This window comes from Bacillus salipaludis (genome assembly GCF_004358205.1).
On record NZ_SMYO01000001.1, the window covers coordinates 250,952 to 267,018 of the forward strand.

Annotated in this window: 11 protein-coding genes; 1 reads left to right on the top strand and 10 read right to left on the bottom strand. The window is 41.1% G+C overall.

The features are described from left to right. Positions 1-53: 53 nt before the first annotated feature. Positions 54-929 (bottom strand): YicC/YloC family endoribonuclease, encoded by an 876-nt coding sequence (locus E2K98_RS01155; RefSeq protein WP_133332486.1) that lies wholly within the window; start codon positions 927-929, stop codon positions 54-56. Positions 930-1,017: 88 nt separating this feature from the next. Next, positions 1,018-3,696, bottom strand: a complete 2,679-nt coding sequence (locus E2K98_RS01160) for a calcium-translocating P-type ATPase, SERCA-type (RefSeq protein ID WP_133332487.1) — start codon at positions 3,694-3,696, stop codon at positions 1,018-1,020. Between the two features lie 153 nt (positions 3,697-3,849). Here E2K98_RS01160 and E2K98_RS01165 point away from each other — a divergent pair, with 153 nt between their 5' ends. Continuing rightward, the gene (locus E2K98_RS01165) at positions 3,850-5,562 is read left to right on the top strand and encodes an Rqc2 family fibronectin-binding protein (protein ID WP_133332488.1); all 1,713 of its coding nucleotides are present in this window, start codon (positions 3,850-3,852) and stop codon (positions 5,560-5,562) included. A gap of 925 nt (positions 5,563-6,487) precedes the next feature. Here E2K98_RS01165 and pyrE read toward each other — a convergent pair. The 8 genes from pyrE to E2K98_RS01210 are packed head-to-tail and all read right to left on the bottom strand — an operon-like array spanning position 6,488 to position 15,984. Further along, complete coding sequence (pyrE, locus tag E2K98_RS01175) at positions 6,488-7,120, bottom strand: orotate phosphoribosyltransferase (RefSeq protein WP_133332490.1); 633 nt, start codon at positions 7,118-7,120, stop codon at positions 6,488-6,490. Continuing rightward, complete coding sequence (gene pyrF / locus E2K98_RS01180; protein ID WP_133332491.1) at positions 7,117-7,833, bottom strand: orotidine-5'-phosphate decarboxylase; 717 nt, start codon at positions 7,831-7,833, stop codon at positions 7,117-7,119. The genes pyrE and pyrF overlap by 4 nt, the downstream gene beginning before the upstream one ends. Next, on the bottom strand, positions 7,805-8,746 hold the full coding sequence (locus tag E2K98_RS01185) for a dihydroorotate dehydrogenase (RefSeq protein ID WP_133332492.1): 942 nt from the start codon (positions 8,744-8,746) through the stop codon (positions 7,805-7,807). Before E2K98_RS01185 ends, pyrF begins: the two co-directional genes overlap by 29 nt. Beyond that, positions 8,743-9,507, bottom strand: coding sequence for a dihydroorotate dehydrogenase electron transfer subunit (locus tag E2K98_RS01190; protein ID WP_133332493.1), 765 nt, complete (start codon positions 9,505-9,507; stop codon positions 8,743-8,745). The genes E2K98_RS01185 and E2K98_RS01190 overlap by 4 nt, the downstream gene beginning before the upstream one ends. Then, on the bottom strand, positions 9,504-12,713 hold the full coding sequence (gene carB / locus E2K98_RS01195) for a carbamoyl-phosphate synthase large subunit (protein ID WP_133332494.1): 3,210 nt from the start codon (positions 12,711-12,713) through the stop codon (positions 9,504-9,506). The genes E2K98_RS01190 and carB overlap by 4 nt, the downstream gene beginning before the upstream one ends. Continuing rightward, positions 12,706-13,797: a carbamoyl phosphate synthase small subunit gene (locus tag E2K98_RS01200; protein ID WP_133332495.1), complete on the bottom strand. Its 1,092-nt coding sequence runs from the start codon at positions 13,795-13,797 to the stop codon at positions 12,706-12,708. The genes carB and E2K98_RS01200 overlap by 8 nt, the downstream gene beginning before the upstream one ends. Next, positions 13,794-15,080: a dihydroorotase gene (locus E2K98_RS01205; RefSeq protein ID WP_133332496.1), complete on the bottom strand. Its 1,287-nt coding sequence runs from the start codon at positions 15,078-15,080 to the stop codon at positions 13,794-13,796. Before E2K98_RS01205 ends, E2K98_RS01200 begins: the two co-directional genes overlap by 4 nt. Then, complete coding sequence (locus tag E2K98_RS01210; RefSeq protein ID WP_133332497.1) at positions 15,040-15,984, bottom strand: aspartate carbamoyltransferase catalytic subunit; 945 nt, start codon at positions 15,982-15,984, stop codon at positions 15,040-15,042. Before E2K98_RS01210 ends, E2K98_RS01205 begins: the two co-directional genes overlap by 41 nt. Positions 15,985-16,067 lie beyond the last annotated feature (83 nt).

A 16,067-nucleotide genomic window follows, 5' to 3' on the forward strand; every position in this document is an offset into this window, starting at 1 on the left:
ATCCAATCATTAATAATATATTTTGACCGTGGAAATCCTTTTCTAAACAGGTACTACTCGATATTTTGAACCTGTTCCTTTAATTTTTCAAGCAAACTTTTGATTTCCACTACCTTCTTGGCAATGCCCGCATCATTTGCCTTGGATCCGATTGTATTTGCTTCTCTATTCATTTCCTGCACAAGGAAGTCAAGTTTTCTGCCAATAGGTTCCTGTTCATTTAGTGTTTGAATGAATTGACCGATATGGCTTTTTAGACGTGTAATTTCTTCATTAATATCTGCCTTATCGGCAAATACAGCAACTTCTGTTAGAATCCTTGTTTCGTCTATTTGACCCTTTACCAGCTCTTCCATTCGTTTCATTAGCCGCTCTTGATAGTTTTGAAGAACTAATGGAGCAAACTCTTGAAGTGCACCTATATTTTTCTCTAATTGAGTTAGTGCGGAGAGCAAGTCCTTTTTAAGTTCCTCCCCTTCAGCCTGCCTCATTTGTTTTAATAAAATGACAGCTTCCTCTGTTGCAGTGAGGACTAAATTTTCAAGCTCTTCATTCCCTGATTCACTTTCTTCAATATGTATAAGTTCACTATTATTTAGTAAATCCTGAAGGGTTACCTTTCCATCAAGCTCATACTTTTCACGGGCACTATTAATAAATTGGTAATATTCCTCTATTAATTTCCAGTCAACATGGATTTTGCGGGTAACAGCACTTTCCCCTTCGATGGTCACATAAACCTCAACTCTACCGCGGCGGATATGCTGATTTAATTTTTTCTTCATCTTATCTTCAATTTTCAAAAGCTGCCTTGGCATTCGAATATTAAATTCACAAAATCGGTGGTTAACGGTTTTCACCTCAACATTTACTGAAAATGCCCCCGATTCCTTTTTACTTCTTCCAAAGCCTGTCATGCTAATAACCATTCTGTATACACATCCAATCATATGTGATCGGTTAGTCAAAAAAGGTAATAGAGTGTTTCCTCTACTACCTTTTGGATTATATCATACTTTATTTTGTTTTTCTTAATAAAAATGAACCCGCTAGTAAAAAAGTTGGAACGGAGGATAATCCCATGATTAACAGCCAATCCTTTGCTAAAATCGGCAGGGTGTGGAAAACAGGTTGTAATGGCGGATAATATATGACAACCAGTACAAGCACTAAAGAAGAAATTACTGCCCAAACAAGATATTGATTTCCGAAAGGGTTTCTTGAGAGTACCGACTTTTCACTCCTACAATCGAAAACATGAATCAACTGAGCCATTACAAGTGTTGCAAATGCTATTGTCTGGGCATAATCAAGACGACTTGAATCGTTTTGGTAGACGATCATAAATGCAAGTAATGTAACCAATCCAATAAGAAAACCTCTTGAAACCACTTTCCAGCCCAAACCTCTTGAAAAGACACCTTCATTTGGACTTCGCGGCTTTCGCTTCATGACATTTTCTTCAGGTCGGTCAAGACCGAGTGCCATTGCAGGTAGCCCATCTGTTACCAGGTTTACCCAAAGAATTTGAATGGGTACCAAAGGCAACGGCAAGCCTAAAATCATGGCAAATAACATAACCAAGATTTCACCAACATTGGAGGCAAGTAAATAGCGGACGAATTTTCGAATATTTTCATATATATTTCTTCCCTCTTTAATAGCCGCCTTTATGGTTGCAAAGTTATCATCTAACAATACGAGCGCCGATGCTTCCTTGGCTACATCGGTCCCGGTAATTCCCATTGCCACCCCGATATCTGCTGCTTTAATTGCTGGTGCATCGTTTACCCCATCCCCGGTCATCGCCACAACATGTCCTTTATTTTGTAAGGCTTTGACAATTTTTAATTTATGCTCCGGTGAAACCCTAGCAAAAACAGATACATCCTCCACCACATTTTCTAAATCCTCAACAGACATATCAGACAATGCCTTCCCATCAAGAACCTTGCTTTTACCTGTTAGAATTCCTAGCTGCGAGGCAATCGCTTTTGCGGTAATGACATGATCTCCTGTTATCATGACGGTTTTAATACCGGCTTCTTTACATTCTTTTACCGCATCTTTCACTTCAGGTCTTGGCGGGTCAATCATTCCTTGAACTCCAATAAAGGTTAATTTCTTCTCAGCTTCATGCTCGCTTATGATAACTGTATGTGCTGGAACCGGTTTAAAGGCAATTGCAATGGTTCTTAATGCCTTAGCAGCAAGTCCGTTGATGGCATCTTGAACTTTATTCTGTATTTCCTGCCCCAAATATTGTGTTTTCTCTTCCCAGAGAATGGATTCACAATTTCCCAATATAACATCAGGAGCCCCTTTAGTCACAATAAAATGCCTACCTTGCTTATCCTTTACATGCATACTCATCATTTTTCTCGCTGAATCAAATGGAAATTCATTGATAACCGTAAATTCCTTTAATAAGGCAGGGCGGTCAAATCCGGCTTTCATTGCACTAACAAGGAGTGCACCTTCTGTTGGATCACCATCAAGAATAATTTCTTCTTCGTTCATGACTAAATCAGAATGATTACACAGCATTCCAAAAATTAGCATTTGCTGTAGTGCTTTCTCATCCTTTGGATGAACTGTTTTTTCATTCCGATAAAATTTCCCTTGCGGTTGATACCCGACACCGTCCACAGTCCATGTATGCCCGCTGCTCCATAAGTGTGTTACCGTCATTTTGTTTTGCGTCATTGTTCCCGTTTTATCAGAACAAATAACTGAGGCACAGCCAAGGGTTTCCACTGCTTGAATCTTTCTTACAATCGCATTTTTCTTTATCATCTTTTGGACGCCAAGAGATAATGCGACGGTTACTATCGCTGGCAGACCTTCTGGGATTGCCGCGACAGCTAGGGAAACCCCAGCTAAGAACATTTCATACAACTCATGTCCTTGGAATACCCCAATTACTACAACAAGCACGGTCAATACTAATGCTACTGTGATAAGAATTTTCCCTAACTGTTCCAAACGGCGCTGCAGGGGTGTTTCCTGGGACTCAGCGTTTTGCAGTAAATCAGCAATTTGCCCCATTGCGGTTTTCATCCCGGTTGCAATAACAACCCCTAACCCGCTTCCTCTTGTAATCATCGTGCCCATAAAGCCGATATTCTCCATGTCACCAATACCTGGATTTGCTGTTTGTAAGGCATCTATCGATTTGGAAACGGGCACAGATTCACCCGTTAGGGCAGATTCTTCGATTTCTAAGCTTTTCGATTCAATGATACGGACATCCGCGCCAATCCGATCACCGCTTGTAAATTTTAGAATATCGCCAATAACTATTTCCTTAGAAGGAATTTTTAGCCATTGTCCATCCCGTAAGACGGATACTTGGGGTGCGGACAATTCCTTTAATGCCTGCAAAGACTTTTCTGCTTTTCTCTCTTGGAAAAAACCTAAAAACCCATTAATGATTACAATCGCAATGATCGCAATTGCATCAATATATTCGCCTAGTAGACCGGAAATTAATGTTGCTGCCAGCAGCACTAAAACCATAAAATCTTTAAATTGACTAAAAAATAAGAGTAAAGCCGATTGCTTTTCTCCCTCGTCTAATTCATTATGACCGTGCTGGGCTATGCGCTTTTTTATTTCCTCCGTTGATAAACCAGAAGAAAAGTCGGTTTCTAAGACCTTTTCTACTTGTTTAATCTCCATTTCATGGAACTTCATCCGACCATCTCACTTCCCCCTTTAATAGACTTACTCTAAAGAAAGCTTATTCGCGCTCGTCCCAAAAAATGCTATGATAAAATTTAAAATAAGACAGGTTTTAATTGAGTACGATATAATTGACCTATAAAGACAAGTAAAGGATGTTTATCTATGTCATTTGATGGTTTATTTACAAAAGCAATGGTGAACGAACTTTCCCGATCCTTAAAAGGCGGGCGGATTAATAAAGTGCATCAACCATATAAAAACGAAGTGATTTTAACAATCCGGGCCAATGGTGTGAATCAAAAGCTGCTATTATCCGCACATCCGAGCTATGCCAGGGTTCAGCTTACAAATGAAGCTTATGAAAATCCAAGTGAACCGCCAATGTTTTGTATGCTGCTTAGAAAGCATATTGAAGGATATATTTTAGAAGATCTTTATCAAGTAGAAAATGACCGATTGATTATTTTTGAAATTAAAGGTCGGAATGAAATTGGAGACATAAGTTACAAACAATTAATTATTGAGATTATGGGAAGGCACAGCAACATAGTTTTGGTTGATAAAAGCAGAAATCTCATCCTTGATAGTATTAAACACATATCCTTTAGCGTTAACAGCTACAGGGCAATTTTACCAGGGCAGCCGTATGTCTTCCCTCCTGAGCAAAATAAGCAAAATCCCTTTCAAGCAGTGGAAGAAGACGTGTTAATGAAATTGGATTTTAACGACGGTAAGCTGGACCGTCAACTTGTCGAGAAGTTTGCCGGTATTTCTCCAGTATTTGCTAAAGAAGCAATCTTTCAAAGCGGGCTTGCTAACCGCACCACCCTACCAAAAACGTTTATTGGAATGATTAAACAAATTCGAGATAATGAAATTACACCTTCGATTATTTCAGCGGGCGGAAAAGAAGCTTTTTATTTATTTCCACTCCATCATTTAAAAGGAGAATCCCGGAACTATCCAACCCTTAGCGAAATGCTAGATCGGTTTTATTTTGGTAAGGCGGAACGAGACAGAGTCAAGCAGCAGGGCAATGACATTGAACGATTCATTATCAATGAAAAGGAAAAGAATGAGAAAAAAATTGCTAAGTTGAAGGCTACATTACTTGATGCTGAACGTGCGGAGCAATTTCAACGCTATGGAGAGCTGTTAACCGCGAATCTATACGCAGCTAAAAAAGGGATGAAAGAAATCGAGGTCCTGGATTATTATGATGAGACAGGTGGAACAGTGGCGATTCCACTTGATCCAAGGAAGTCACCTTCAGAAAACGCCCAAAAATATTTCTCAAAATATCAAAAGGCAAAAAATTCGGTATCGATTGTCGAGGAACAAATTCAATTAGCTCTCGAGGAAGTCGCTTATTTTGAAAATCTACTGCAGCAGGTCGGAAGCGCATCCCCTAAAGATATCGTTGAGATTCGTGAGGAGCTTGTTGAAGGCGGCTATATTCGCGACCGTCAGAAACGGAATGGAAAAAAGGCGCAAAATGCAAAACCTGTACTTGATTATTTTACAGCATCTGATAATACCGAAATTATTGTCGGGAAAAATAATAAGCAGAATGATTATTTAACCAATAAATTTGCGGCAAGAGATGAGATTTGGCTCCATACGAAGGATATTCCCGGGTCACATGTTGTGATTCGCAGTAAGGAACCAACTGACACAACCATTTTGGAAGCCGCTTCACTTGCTGCCTATTACAGTAAGGCACGGAATTCAAGCTCGGTCCCTGTGGACTTTACCAGGGTTCGATTTGTTAAAAAACCAAGCGGTGCCAAACCAGGATTCGTGATCTATGACAATCAGCAGACGGTCTATGTAACACCGGATGAAGAATTGGTACTTAAATTGAAGAAACAGTAAAAAGACCCCGGGGATTCCGGGGTCTCAGGCTGTCGAAATCATTCGATAGCCTTTTATTTCGTTCGCTCTCTTTAATTGTTCACCGCGTTAAATTCATTTTAATATTATAGGGTTGGGTCTGTACAAAAAGTCGGTTGATTTCCGCTCCAGGCACTTCGCTTTCCGCGGGCGTGCCGGGGAGCCTCCTCAGCGCTTTGGCGCTTCCGGGGTCTCCCCTGCCCCGTACTCCCGCAGGAGTCTTCGTGCCTTCCGCTCCAATAAACAGGTGCATTCACCACTTATTTCAAATCCTTAACTATTTGAAATAAGTGGTGAATTTAATGTTTAAGCCAAAAGAGGTTCCTCAAAGTGAATATGAATTTGTTTCTATTAATAAATTAGTTCCAATGACTACGTTCTAGACTTGATTGCAATATTATTGATTTTTTGTTTCTTCTTAAAAAAGTTCATACTTATTGTAATGTGGCAGCCCAACTAATCTGCTTTTACTTTTAAGATGATGTATATTAGGTATCTTTTTAGGATACGTTCAATATAAACAATATGGTTAGGGGACGTGTTTTATTTACAGTTTCACCCCATTTAAACGCAGGCACAAAATTAACATAAATATGCAAAGAAGTAGAGGTAGAGACTGGCCAATATTTTGAAGATCTAAACAATTGATTTACCCCCCTGTTGATTGGAGCGGAGGGCACTCGACTCCTGCGGGATAGAGAGGTCACTGGAGACCCCACAGGCGCAAGCGCCGAGGAGGCTCCAGGACTTCCCCGCGGAAAGCGAGTGACCGAAGTGGAAATCAACAGGCCCTTTTGTTAGGACAACCAATAAAATTGTTATTTAGATTTGACAAAGTAAAAAATTGCCGAGAAAATACCCTTTCTCGACAACCTAAGACCCCTGTCCCCCGGGGTCTTTTCATTTATTATTCGAACCGCTTACTCCATTCAGCAGGATTCTTGCTCCATGTTAAAAGACTATCTTTATCATTTTCACTAATATAGCCTTTTTCAATTGCTGATTCAACTAATGTAGCAAAATCCGTTAGGGAAACAGCAGCAATTCCTTCTTGCTCAAATGCCTCTTTTCCCTTATCAAGTCCATATGTGAAAATCGAAACAGCACCAAGCACGTCGCAGCCCGCTTCTCTTAATGCCTGAACAGCCGTAATGACACTGCCTCCGGTTGAAATTAAATCCTCAACCACAACAACCTTTTGTCCTTGTTCCGCTTTCCCTTCGATTTGGTTTCCTTTTCCATGACCCTTTGGCTTTGAACGGACATAACACATCGGTAAATCCATCAATTCACTTACCCAGGCAGCATGCGGAATACCGGCAGTTGCCGTGCCGGCGATAATTTCTGCTTCCGGGAATTTCTCAACAATTAGTTGACGCAACCCATTAGCAATCGCTCTTCTTACTTCCGGATAGGATAAAGTCAAACGATTATCACAATAAATCGGGGAACGAAGCCCTGAAGTCCAAGTAAATGGTTCATTCGGTTTTAACGCTACTGCATTAATTCCTAAAAGTTTTTCAGCAATCGAGTGTTTCATATTGTTACTCCCTTCCATGCTTCCATCCATTGTTCATAACTTTTTAATGGGTCTGCTGACCTAGTAATTGAGCGCCCAACGACAATGGAAGTAACCCCCGTATTTCTTGCAAATTCCGGAGTAGCTACGCGCTTTTGATCGCCGATATGATCGGAAACCATTCGAATCCCAGGAGTTACTGTGTAAAAATCAGGGCCGAGTTTTTCCCTGATTGCTCCCGCTTCCCATGCCGAGCAAACGACACCATCTAAACCCGCTTCCTTTGTCAACGACGCATAATGAAGAACGGAATCCATCAAGGATCCAGGAATCAACTGCTCGCGATTCATTTGCTCCTCAGAAGTACTTGTCAATTGTGTCACCGCTATACAGTCAGGACGCTTGCGGCCAGCAGAGGTGCCAGCTTCTAAACCTTCTAATGCGGCCTGCATCATTTCCCTGCCACCAGCAGCATGTACATTCACAAGATCACATTCCAGTTTAGCCAAACCTCGCATTGCACTCTTTACCGTATTTGGAATATCATGAAGCTTTAAATCTAAAAAAATCTGATGCCCAGCTTCCTTTAACAAATGAATAATTGAAGGGCCTTCCTGGTAGTATAGCTCCATGCCCACCTTCACAAAAAGTTCTTTTCCAGCAAATGGTTGTAAAAATTGTTTTACTTCGTTACCATTAGCAAAATCAAGCGCGATGATAAGCGAGTTGTTCATGCTGCTTCCAGCTCCTTCCGCGACATTCACTAATGTGTTCATATCCTAATTTATCTAATAAAACAGGTAATTCCTCAATAATTGCCGGACAAACAAATGGGTCAACGAAATTGGCTGTACCTACGGCTACAGCGCTTGCCCCGGCATAAAAAAATTCAATCACATCTTCTGCAGAGGTAATGCCGCCCATGCCGATAATCGGAATGTTAACTGCTTGACTAACTTCATAGATCATTCTAATTGCAACGGGTTTAACTGCTGGACCGGAGAGGCCGCCTGTCCGATTCGCTAAAACCGGCTTGCCTGTTTTTAAATCGAGTCTCATTCCAACTAGGGTGTTAATCATTGTTAATCCGTCAGCACCGCCATCTTCAACTGCTTTAGCCATCTCCACTATATTAGTAACATTCGGTGAAAGCTTTACATAAACTGGTACTTCGGAAACTTCCTTCACTTTCCGTGTTAACTGTTTTGCCACCTCGGGAATCGTCCCAAAGGCGATTCCACCCGTTTTTACATTTGGACAAGAAATATTGAGTTCAAGGGCATGAACGTTCGGAGCCTTTGAAATTTCCTTGGCAACAGCTATATAATCTTCCTCAAGGGAACCCGCTACATTCGCGATAATCGGAACATCATACTGCGCGAGCCATGGCAGTTCTTCCGAAACGACCTTTTCTAATCCCGGATTTTGCAATCCAATGGCATTTAACATCCCTGAAGTCGTTTCCGCAACCCTTGGTGTCGGATTTCCAAACCTTGGCTCGACTGTCGTTGCTTTTATCATAATTGCTCCAAGAAGACTTAAATCATAAAACTTGCTATATTCTCGGCCAAATCCAAAACAACCTGAGGCAGGCATAACCGGATTTTTCAAGTTTAAACCAGGCAGATTGATATTTAAACGGCTCATATTAAAACCTCCCCGGCACGAAATACAGGTCCATCACTGCATACCTTCTTATATGAAGTGCTTGAACCCTCCACCGTTTTACACACACAGGCAAAGCATGCTCCTACACCGCAGCCCATCCGTTCCTCTAACGATAAAAATAGTTTCTTATCAGAATGGCTCTGTTCAATGGCTCTTAGCATTGGTGTTGGACCGCATGTATAAATTAAATCAAAGTTCAAATCTCTCATTACATCGGTTACAAATCCTTTATAACCATAAGATCCGTCTGCAGTAGCTATATGGGTTGCCCCATTTTCCGCAAACTTTTCTTCATAAAATACAGCAGATTTTGTTTGAAAGCCGAGGACATGAATGACCTTGACCCCTTTTTTCCGCAATTGATTGGATAGCTCGTAGAGCGGAGGCACCCCAATGCCTCCACCAACAAGCAATGCTGTTTCGCCAACTGCAGCTTCTTCAACTGGAAAACCATTTCCCAGTGGTCCTAGAATATCAAGTTCCATACCTGCTTTCATTTCTGCAAGCATCCCAGTTCCATGACCTTCTTTTCGATAGATCATCGTAAACTTTTCATCATCGTAGGATGAAATACTAATCGGTCGACGTAAAAGTGGATCCCAGCTGCTGGTAACGCGAATATGGACAAACTGCCCTGGTGAACGTATATCCTTTACAAAATCAGCTGCGACTGTCAGCTCATAAATATCCTGAGCAATTTCCTCTTGGCTGATGATTTTGCATACCTCTTTACGGATCATGCAAAAACCGCCTCTCTTTTTTTCTCGCTTGTCATCGCTTCTGTAGAGAAGTTCATCGACTCAATTACCTTTAGAATTGCATCAGCAGTATCCAATGAAGTTAAACATGGAACACCATTTTCAACAGCTTCACGGCGGATTCTGAAGCCATCGCGTTCAGGTTGTTTTCCTTTTGTTAATGTATTAATGATGAATTGTGCTTCTCCATGATGAATGACATCTAACAAGGTTTTTCCTTCCGAACCGATTTTACCAACTACTTTAACCGGCAGGCCTGCTGCTTCCAGTACAGATGCGGTTCCGCTTGTTGCCATAAGGCGGTATCCAATAGTGGAGAAACGTCTCGCAAGCTGCAGTGCTTCCTGCTTATCTTTATCAGCAATCGTAAATAATACCGTACCAAACTTTTGAATGTTCATTCCTGATGCAACTAATCCTTTATAAAGAGCTTTTTCTAACGTTACATCCTTACCCATTACCTCACCAGTTGATTTCATTTCAGGCCCTAAGGTAATATCGACATCCTTTAATTTTGCAAACGAGAAGACTGGAACCTTTACAAATACGCCTTCTTTTTCCGAAACAAGCCCAGGTGTATAACCCTGTTCAATGATGGATGTACCTAAAATCGCTTTCGTCGCAATTTTCGCCATTGGCACATTGGTTATTTTACTTAAAAATGGTACTGTACGGCTTGAGCGCGGGTTTACTTCAAGTACAAAAACTTGATTACCTGCTAACACATATTGAATGTTTAGTAAGCCGATTATATTTAATCCCTTAGCCAGTTTTACTGTATATTCAGCGAGAGTCTGTTTACACTCTTCAGAAAGAGTTTGAGGCGGATATACAGCAATTGAGTCTCCTGAATGGACTCCGGCACGTTCAATATGTTCCATGATTCCTGGGATTAATACATTTTCACCGTCACAGATTGCATCTACTTCAATCTCTTTACCGGTCAAATAACGGTCAATTAAGACTGGATGCTCTGGATTAATTTTCACTGCATTTTTCATATAATGTAGAAGTTCTTCTTTACGGTAGACGATTTCCATTGCCCGGCCGCCAAGGACATAAGATGGACGGACAAGAACTGGATACCCAATCTCTTCTGCAATCACAAGTGCTTCCTCTACTGATAATGCTGTTTTACCAAGCGGCATAGGAATGTTTAGTGCGACAAGCGCCTGTTCAAATTTATCCCGGTCTTCAGCACGGTCAAGGTCCGCTAAGCCTGTTCCTAAGATTTTCACCCCATGATCTTCAAGCTTTGAAGCAAGGTTAATGGCAGTTTGTCCGCCGAATTGTACGACAACTCCGATTGGGTTTTCCAAATCAATAATGCTCATTACATCTTCGATTGTAAGTGGTTCAAAGTAAAGCTTATCTGAGATACTGAAATCAGTTGAAACAGTTTCCGGGTTATTGTTAATAATAATTGCTTCATAGCCGGCCTCTTTAATCGCCTTAACAGAATGGACAGTGGCATAATCAAATTCAATCCCCTGACCAATCCGGATTGGACCTGAACCTAATACAACAACGCTTTTTCTGCCCGTTACAACAGATTCGTTCTCCTCTTCGTATGTCCCATAATAATACGGTGTTTCCGATTCGAACTCCGATGCACATGTATCGACCATTTTATAAACTGGGACAAGTCCGGTATCTTTTCGCAATTTGTAAATATCTTTTTCCGTACTGTTCCAAAGCTCTGCAATCTTTTCATCAGTAAATCCTTTTTGTTTTGCCAAAAGGAGCAGATCCTTATCAAAAGGATTTTCAGAGAGTTTAGCTTCAAGCTGAATAATTCCTTCCAACTTCTTAAGGAAAAACAAATCAATTTTACTCCATTGATGAATCGTTTCAATCGTTAAACCTCGTTTTAAACCTTCAGCGATGTAAAAGAGACGCTCATCCCCTGCTTTACGAATCCGCTTTTCAATTAATTCATCATCAATATCTGCTGCACCATTTAGTTCAAAATGATACACTCCAGCTTCTAAAGAACGGATTGCTTTTAACAGAGACTCTTCAAATGTACGCCCGATTGCCATGACCTCGCCCGTTGCTTTCATTTGTGTTCCAAGTGAACGGTTTCCGGATTCAAACTTATCAAACGGCCATCTTGGGATTTTTGTCACGACATAATCAAGTGCCGGTTCAAAGCTTGCGTAGGTTTTTCCTGTTACCGGGTTTAACATTTCATCAAGTGTTAAACCTACAGCAATTTTTGCTGCCAGTTTAGCAATTGGATATCCTGTCGCTTTTGATGCAAGTGCGGAAGAACGACTGACCCTTGGATTTACTTCAATGATATAGTAATGAAAGCTGTATGGATCTAAGGCAAGCTGGACGTTACAACCACCTTCAATTCCAAGCGCACGGATAATCTTTAATGAAACATTACGTAACAGTTGATATTCACGATCACTTAAGGTTTGACTTGGTGCTACTACAATTGAATCGCCCGTATGTACTCCCACCGGGTCGATGTTTTCCATATTACATACCACAATGGCATTATCATTTGCATCACGCATGACTTCATATTCAATCTCTTTATAACCGGCAATACTTTTCTCAAGTAAACATTGATGAACCGGGCTGTTCTTCAAACCGCTTGTAATAATTTCCTCTAATTCTTCAGGATTATGACAAATCCCACCGCCTGTTCCTCCAAGCGTAAAGGCTGGACGAACAATTACAGGGAAACCAATTTTTTCAACAAAGGCCTGTGCCTCAGCCAATTCATGGACAATTTCACTATCAGGAACAGGCTCGTTTAATTCGTTCATTAAATTCCGGAATAATTCACGGTCCTCAGCTCGGTTAATCGCCGATAACTTTGTACCGAGAATTTCTACGCCACACTCTTCCAAAACGCCTGATTTTGATAATTCAACGGCAAGATTAAGACCTGTTTGCCCTCCAAGAGTTGCTAATAGAGCATCAGGGCGTTCCTTGCGAATAATGCGGCTGACAAATTCTACTGTCAGAGGTTCGATGTAGACAGCATCAGCCATCTCTGTATCTGTCATAATCGTAGCAGGATTTGAATTGACAAGGATAACACGGTAGCCTTCCTCTTTAAGAGCGATACAAGCCTGTGCGCCTGCATAATCAAATTCCGCAGCCTGGCCGATTACAATTGGGCCTGATCCGATTACTAAAATGGAGTTAATATCTGTACGTTTAGACATGTGCTGTTACCTCCTGTTTGTTCTCTTCCATAAGCGCAATAAAATGTTCAAATAATCCATTTGCATCTTCCGGTCCTGGTGAGGCTTCAGGATGGTATTGAACGGTAAATGCAGGATATTCCAGATGCTTTAAACCTTCAACTGTCCCATCATTTAACGCAACATGCGTAACTGCTAATTTTGTATTTTTAACAGAATCTGCTTCGACAGTATAGCCATGGTTTTGTGATGTAATCGCGATTTTTCCAGTAGCAAGGTCTTTTACCGGATGATTGGATCCGCGGTGGCCGAACTTCATTTTTACTGTGTCTGCCCCGCAAGCAAGAGCAAATAATTGATGACCCAGGCAAATTCCAAATAGAGGAACCTTCCCTAATACTCCTTTTAGCATATCAATTGCTTCTGGAACATCTTTTGGGTCTCCAGGTCCGTTCGAAAGCATGATTCCATCCGGACGCAGTTGAAGGATTTCTTCAGCAGTTGTATGGTATGGCACGACAACTACATCGCAGTCACGCTTATTTAATTCTCGTAAAATGCCGTGTTTCATTCCAAAATCTACAAGAACCACTCTTTTTCCACGTCCTGGGCTTGGATACGGATTTTTCGTAGAAACCTGTCTTACCTGATCGATTGGAAGTGTTTTGCTGCGTAATGATTCAATTACTTCATTTGCATCTTTTTCAATACTGCAGATAGCTCCTTTTAAGGTTCCGTACTGACGGATAATTCTTGTTAATTTACGTGTATCAATCCCGGCAATACCAGGAATTTTTTTCATTTGGAAATACTCATCAAGAGTAAATTCACTTCTCCAGTTTGAAGGAAAATCACATACTTCTTTTACGATAAATCCTTTTATTGCCGGATTAATTGTTTCAAAATCATCACGGTTAATCCCATAGTTTCCAATTAAAGGGTATGTCAATGTAACGATTTGTCCGCAATAGGACGGGTCGGATAGAATTTCTTGGTATCCGGTCATTCCAGTATTAAATACTACCTCTCCAACCGTTTCGCTATCACTGCCAAAACCTTCACCGATAAAAATCGTTCCATCCTCTAAAACCAACTGTCTCTTCATGCTGTAACACATCCTTTTTCCCAAACTATATTTCCTTCTGCGATTGTCATGATCGGCCAGCCCTTACATGCCCAGCCTCCAAACGGGGTGTTTTTTCCCTTTGATAAAAATTCCTCTGGGTTTATATTTTGTTCTTCTGTTAGGTTCAATAGGACAAGATCTGCCGGTGCCCCAACCTCGATTTTCCCATATGGCAGGCCAAATGCTTCTGCCGGTTTCTTTGTTAAAAACTCAATTAATTGCTCAAGCGTAATGATATTCTTTAATACTAAGTTTGTATAAAGTAGCGGGAAAGCCGTTTCTAAGCCGACAATTCCAAATGGTGCTGCGACCATCCCTTCGCTTTTCTCCTCTGCAGTATGTGGTGCATGGTCTGTTGCAATAAAATCGATTGTTCCGTCTAAAAGACCCTCAATGAGCGCTTCACGGTCGCTGGCATCCCTTAGCGGCGGATTCATCTTATAGTTTGCATCAAGTCCAGGAATATCATCTTGAGAAAGTAATAAATGGTGCGGGGTTACTTCCGCAGTAACCTGAATTCCTGCTCTTTTCGCATCTCTTACTACCCGGACAGATTCCTTGGTACTAATATGGCAGACATGATAATGGCAGTTTGCCGCTTCAGCAAGTAGGACGTCTCTTGCAATTTGAACCGATTCACAAACTGATGGAATTCCATTTAAACCATTATTTTTTGAAAATTCTCCTTCATGGACACTGCCTTTATGAATCAACGTGTTTTCCTCACAGTGCGCAACAATCGCCATATCCACTTCTGCTGCCTTTTTCATCGCTTGCAGCATCATATCAGCAGATTGCACCCCTACACCATCATCTGTAAAGGCAAATGCTCCTGCCTCTTTAAGTGCCGCAAAGTCGGTCAATTCTTGCCCAAGCTGTCTGGTTGTGATTGAAGCATACGGTAAAACGCGGACACTTGCTGTTTCCTTGATCCTTTGTTGCATCCACTCCATTTGTTCTTTGGAATCAGGAACCGGTCTCGTATTCGGCATAGCTGCGATGGTTGTAAATCCGCCCTTAGCAGCAGCTAATGTCCCCGTTGCAATGGTTTCCTTCTTTTCTCCACCAGGCTCACGAAGATGGACATGCAAATCGATAAATCCAGGAGTAACAAGCAATCCTGCTGCATCAATTTTACGATCAACAGCCGCTGTAATATTCTCCTCAATTTTAGTAATCACACCATTTTCTATTAATATATCTGATTGAATTTTTTCTCCATTAGATGCTGTGTAATAAGCGTTTTGAATAAGCAGTTTCATTGTTATTTCCTCCTTCAAGATTTTCTAGAGCTCTTTTTAAAGCAGCCATTCTGACATATACACCGTTTTCCATTTGTTTAAAAATTCTCGAACGCTTGCACTCAACTAGGCTGTCAGCAATTTCAACATTTCGATTGACAGGGGCTGGATGCATGATAATGGCTTCCGGCTTCATTAACTTTTCTCTTTCTATTGTAAGACCATATTGTTTATGGTAATCATGCGCTGTAAAGCTTCCTTTTTGCTGGTGCCTTTCATGCTGCACACGAAGAAGCATGACTACATCCGCTTCCTTAATGGCCTGATCAATGGGCCTAAACTTCGATAAGCTTAAACTTTGGTTATCAAACCATTCTTCCGGCCCTGAAAAAATAACTTCCGCTCCCAGTCTCGTTAATACATCCGCATTTGAGCGTGCCACCCGGCTATGACGGATGTCGCCGATAATAGCGATGTTTAAACCGGAAAAACGGCCAAACTCTTGATAAATTGTCATAAGATCTAAAAGAGATTGTGTAGGATGATGGCCGCAGCCATCCCCGCCATTGATAATCGGGATATTTACCTTGCCCACTAATTCGTCAAAGTACCGGTCTTGCTGGTGCCGAATAACGATTGCATTTACACCAATTGACTCCAAGGTTTTTACTGTATCGTAGAGAGTCTCACCTTTTTGGACACTTGAAGTAAGCACTTCAAATGGGATTACTTCGAGGCCTAACTTTCTTTCAGCCATATCAAAGCTGCTTTTTGTTCTTGTACTAGGCTCAAAAAACAAATTCGCGGTAAAAACCTGTTTTGCCGGCTGCCATTTCATCCCTTCTGAAAACTTCCTCGCATCACTTAAAATTTGGTAAATCTCTTCAACCTTTAATTCATTTGTTGTCAATAAGTGAGTTAACATAAGTTCATCCCGCCTCTCTTTTATCGAAAAAACACCCTGACTTTCTAGTGTCAGGGTGTAAAAACTCTGTACTAAAAACAAGG

What these genes read in the sequence shown, in the direction of transcription:
- E2K98_RS01155 (WP_133332486.1), bottom strand. Translation starts at nt 929, where the DNA reads ATGGTTATTAGCATGACAGGCTTTGGAAGAAGTAAAAAGGAATCGGGG.
- E2K98_RS01160 (WP_133332487.1), bottom strand. Translation starts at nt 3,696, where the DNA reads ATGAAGTTCCATGAAATGGAGATTAAACAAGTAGAAAAGGTCTTAGAA.
- E2K98_RS01165 (WP_133332488.1), top strand. Translation starts at nt 3,850, where the DNA reads ATGTCATTTGATGGTTTATTTACAAAAGCAATGGTGAACGAACTTTCC.
- pyrE (WP_133332490.1), bottom strand. Translation starts at nt 7,120, where the DNA reads ATGAAACACTCGATTGCTGAAAAACTTTTAGGAATTAATGCAGTAGCG.
- pyrF (WP_133332491.1), bottom strand. Translation starts at nt 7,833, where the DNA reads ATGAACAACTCGCTTATCATCGCGCTTGATTTTGCTAATGGTAACGAA.
- E2K98_RS01185 (WP_133332492.1), bottom strand. Translation starts at nt 8,746, where the DNA reads ATGAGCCGTTTAAATATCAATCTGCCTGGTTTAAACTTGAAAAATCCG.
- E2K98_RS01190 (WP_133332493.1), bottom strand. Translation starts at nt 9,507, where the DNA reads ATGATCCGTAAAGAGGTATGCAAAATCATCAGCCAAGAGGAAATTGCT.
- carB (WP_133332494.1), bottom strand. Translation starts at nt 12,713, where the DNA reads ATGTCTAAACGTACAGATATTAACTCCATTTTAGTAATCGGATCAGGC.
- E2K98_RS01200 (WP_133332495.1), bottom strand. Translation starts at nt 13,797, where the DNA reads ATGAAGAGACAGTTGGTTTTAGAGGATGGAACGATTTTTATCGGTGAA.
- E2K98_RS01205 (WP_133332496.1), bottom strand. Translation starts at nt 15,080, where the DNA reads ATGAAACTGCTTATTCAAAACGCTTATTACACAGCATCTAATGGAGAA.
- E2K98_RS01210 (WP_133332497.1), bottom strand. Translation starts at nt 15,984, where the DNA reads ATGTTAACTCACTTATTGACAACAAATGAATTAAAGGTTGAAGAGATT.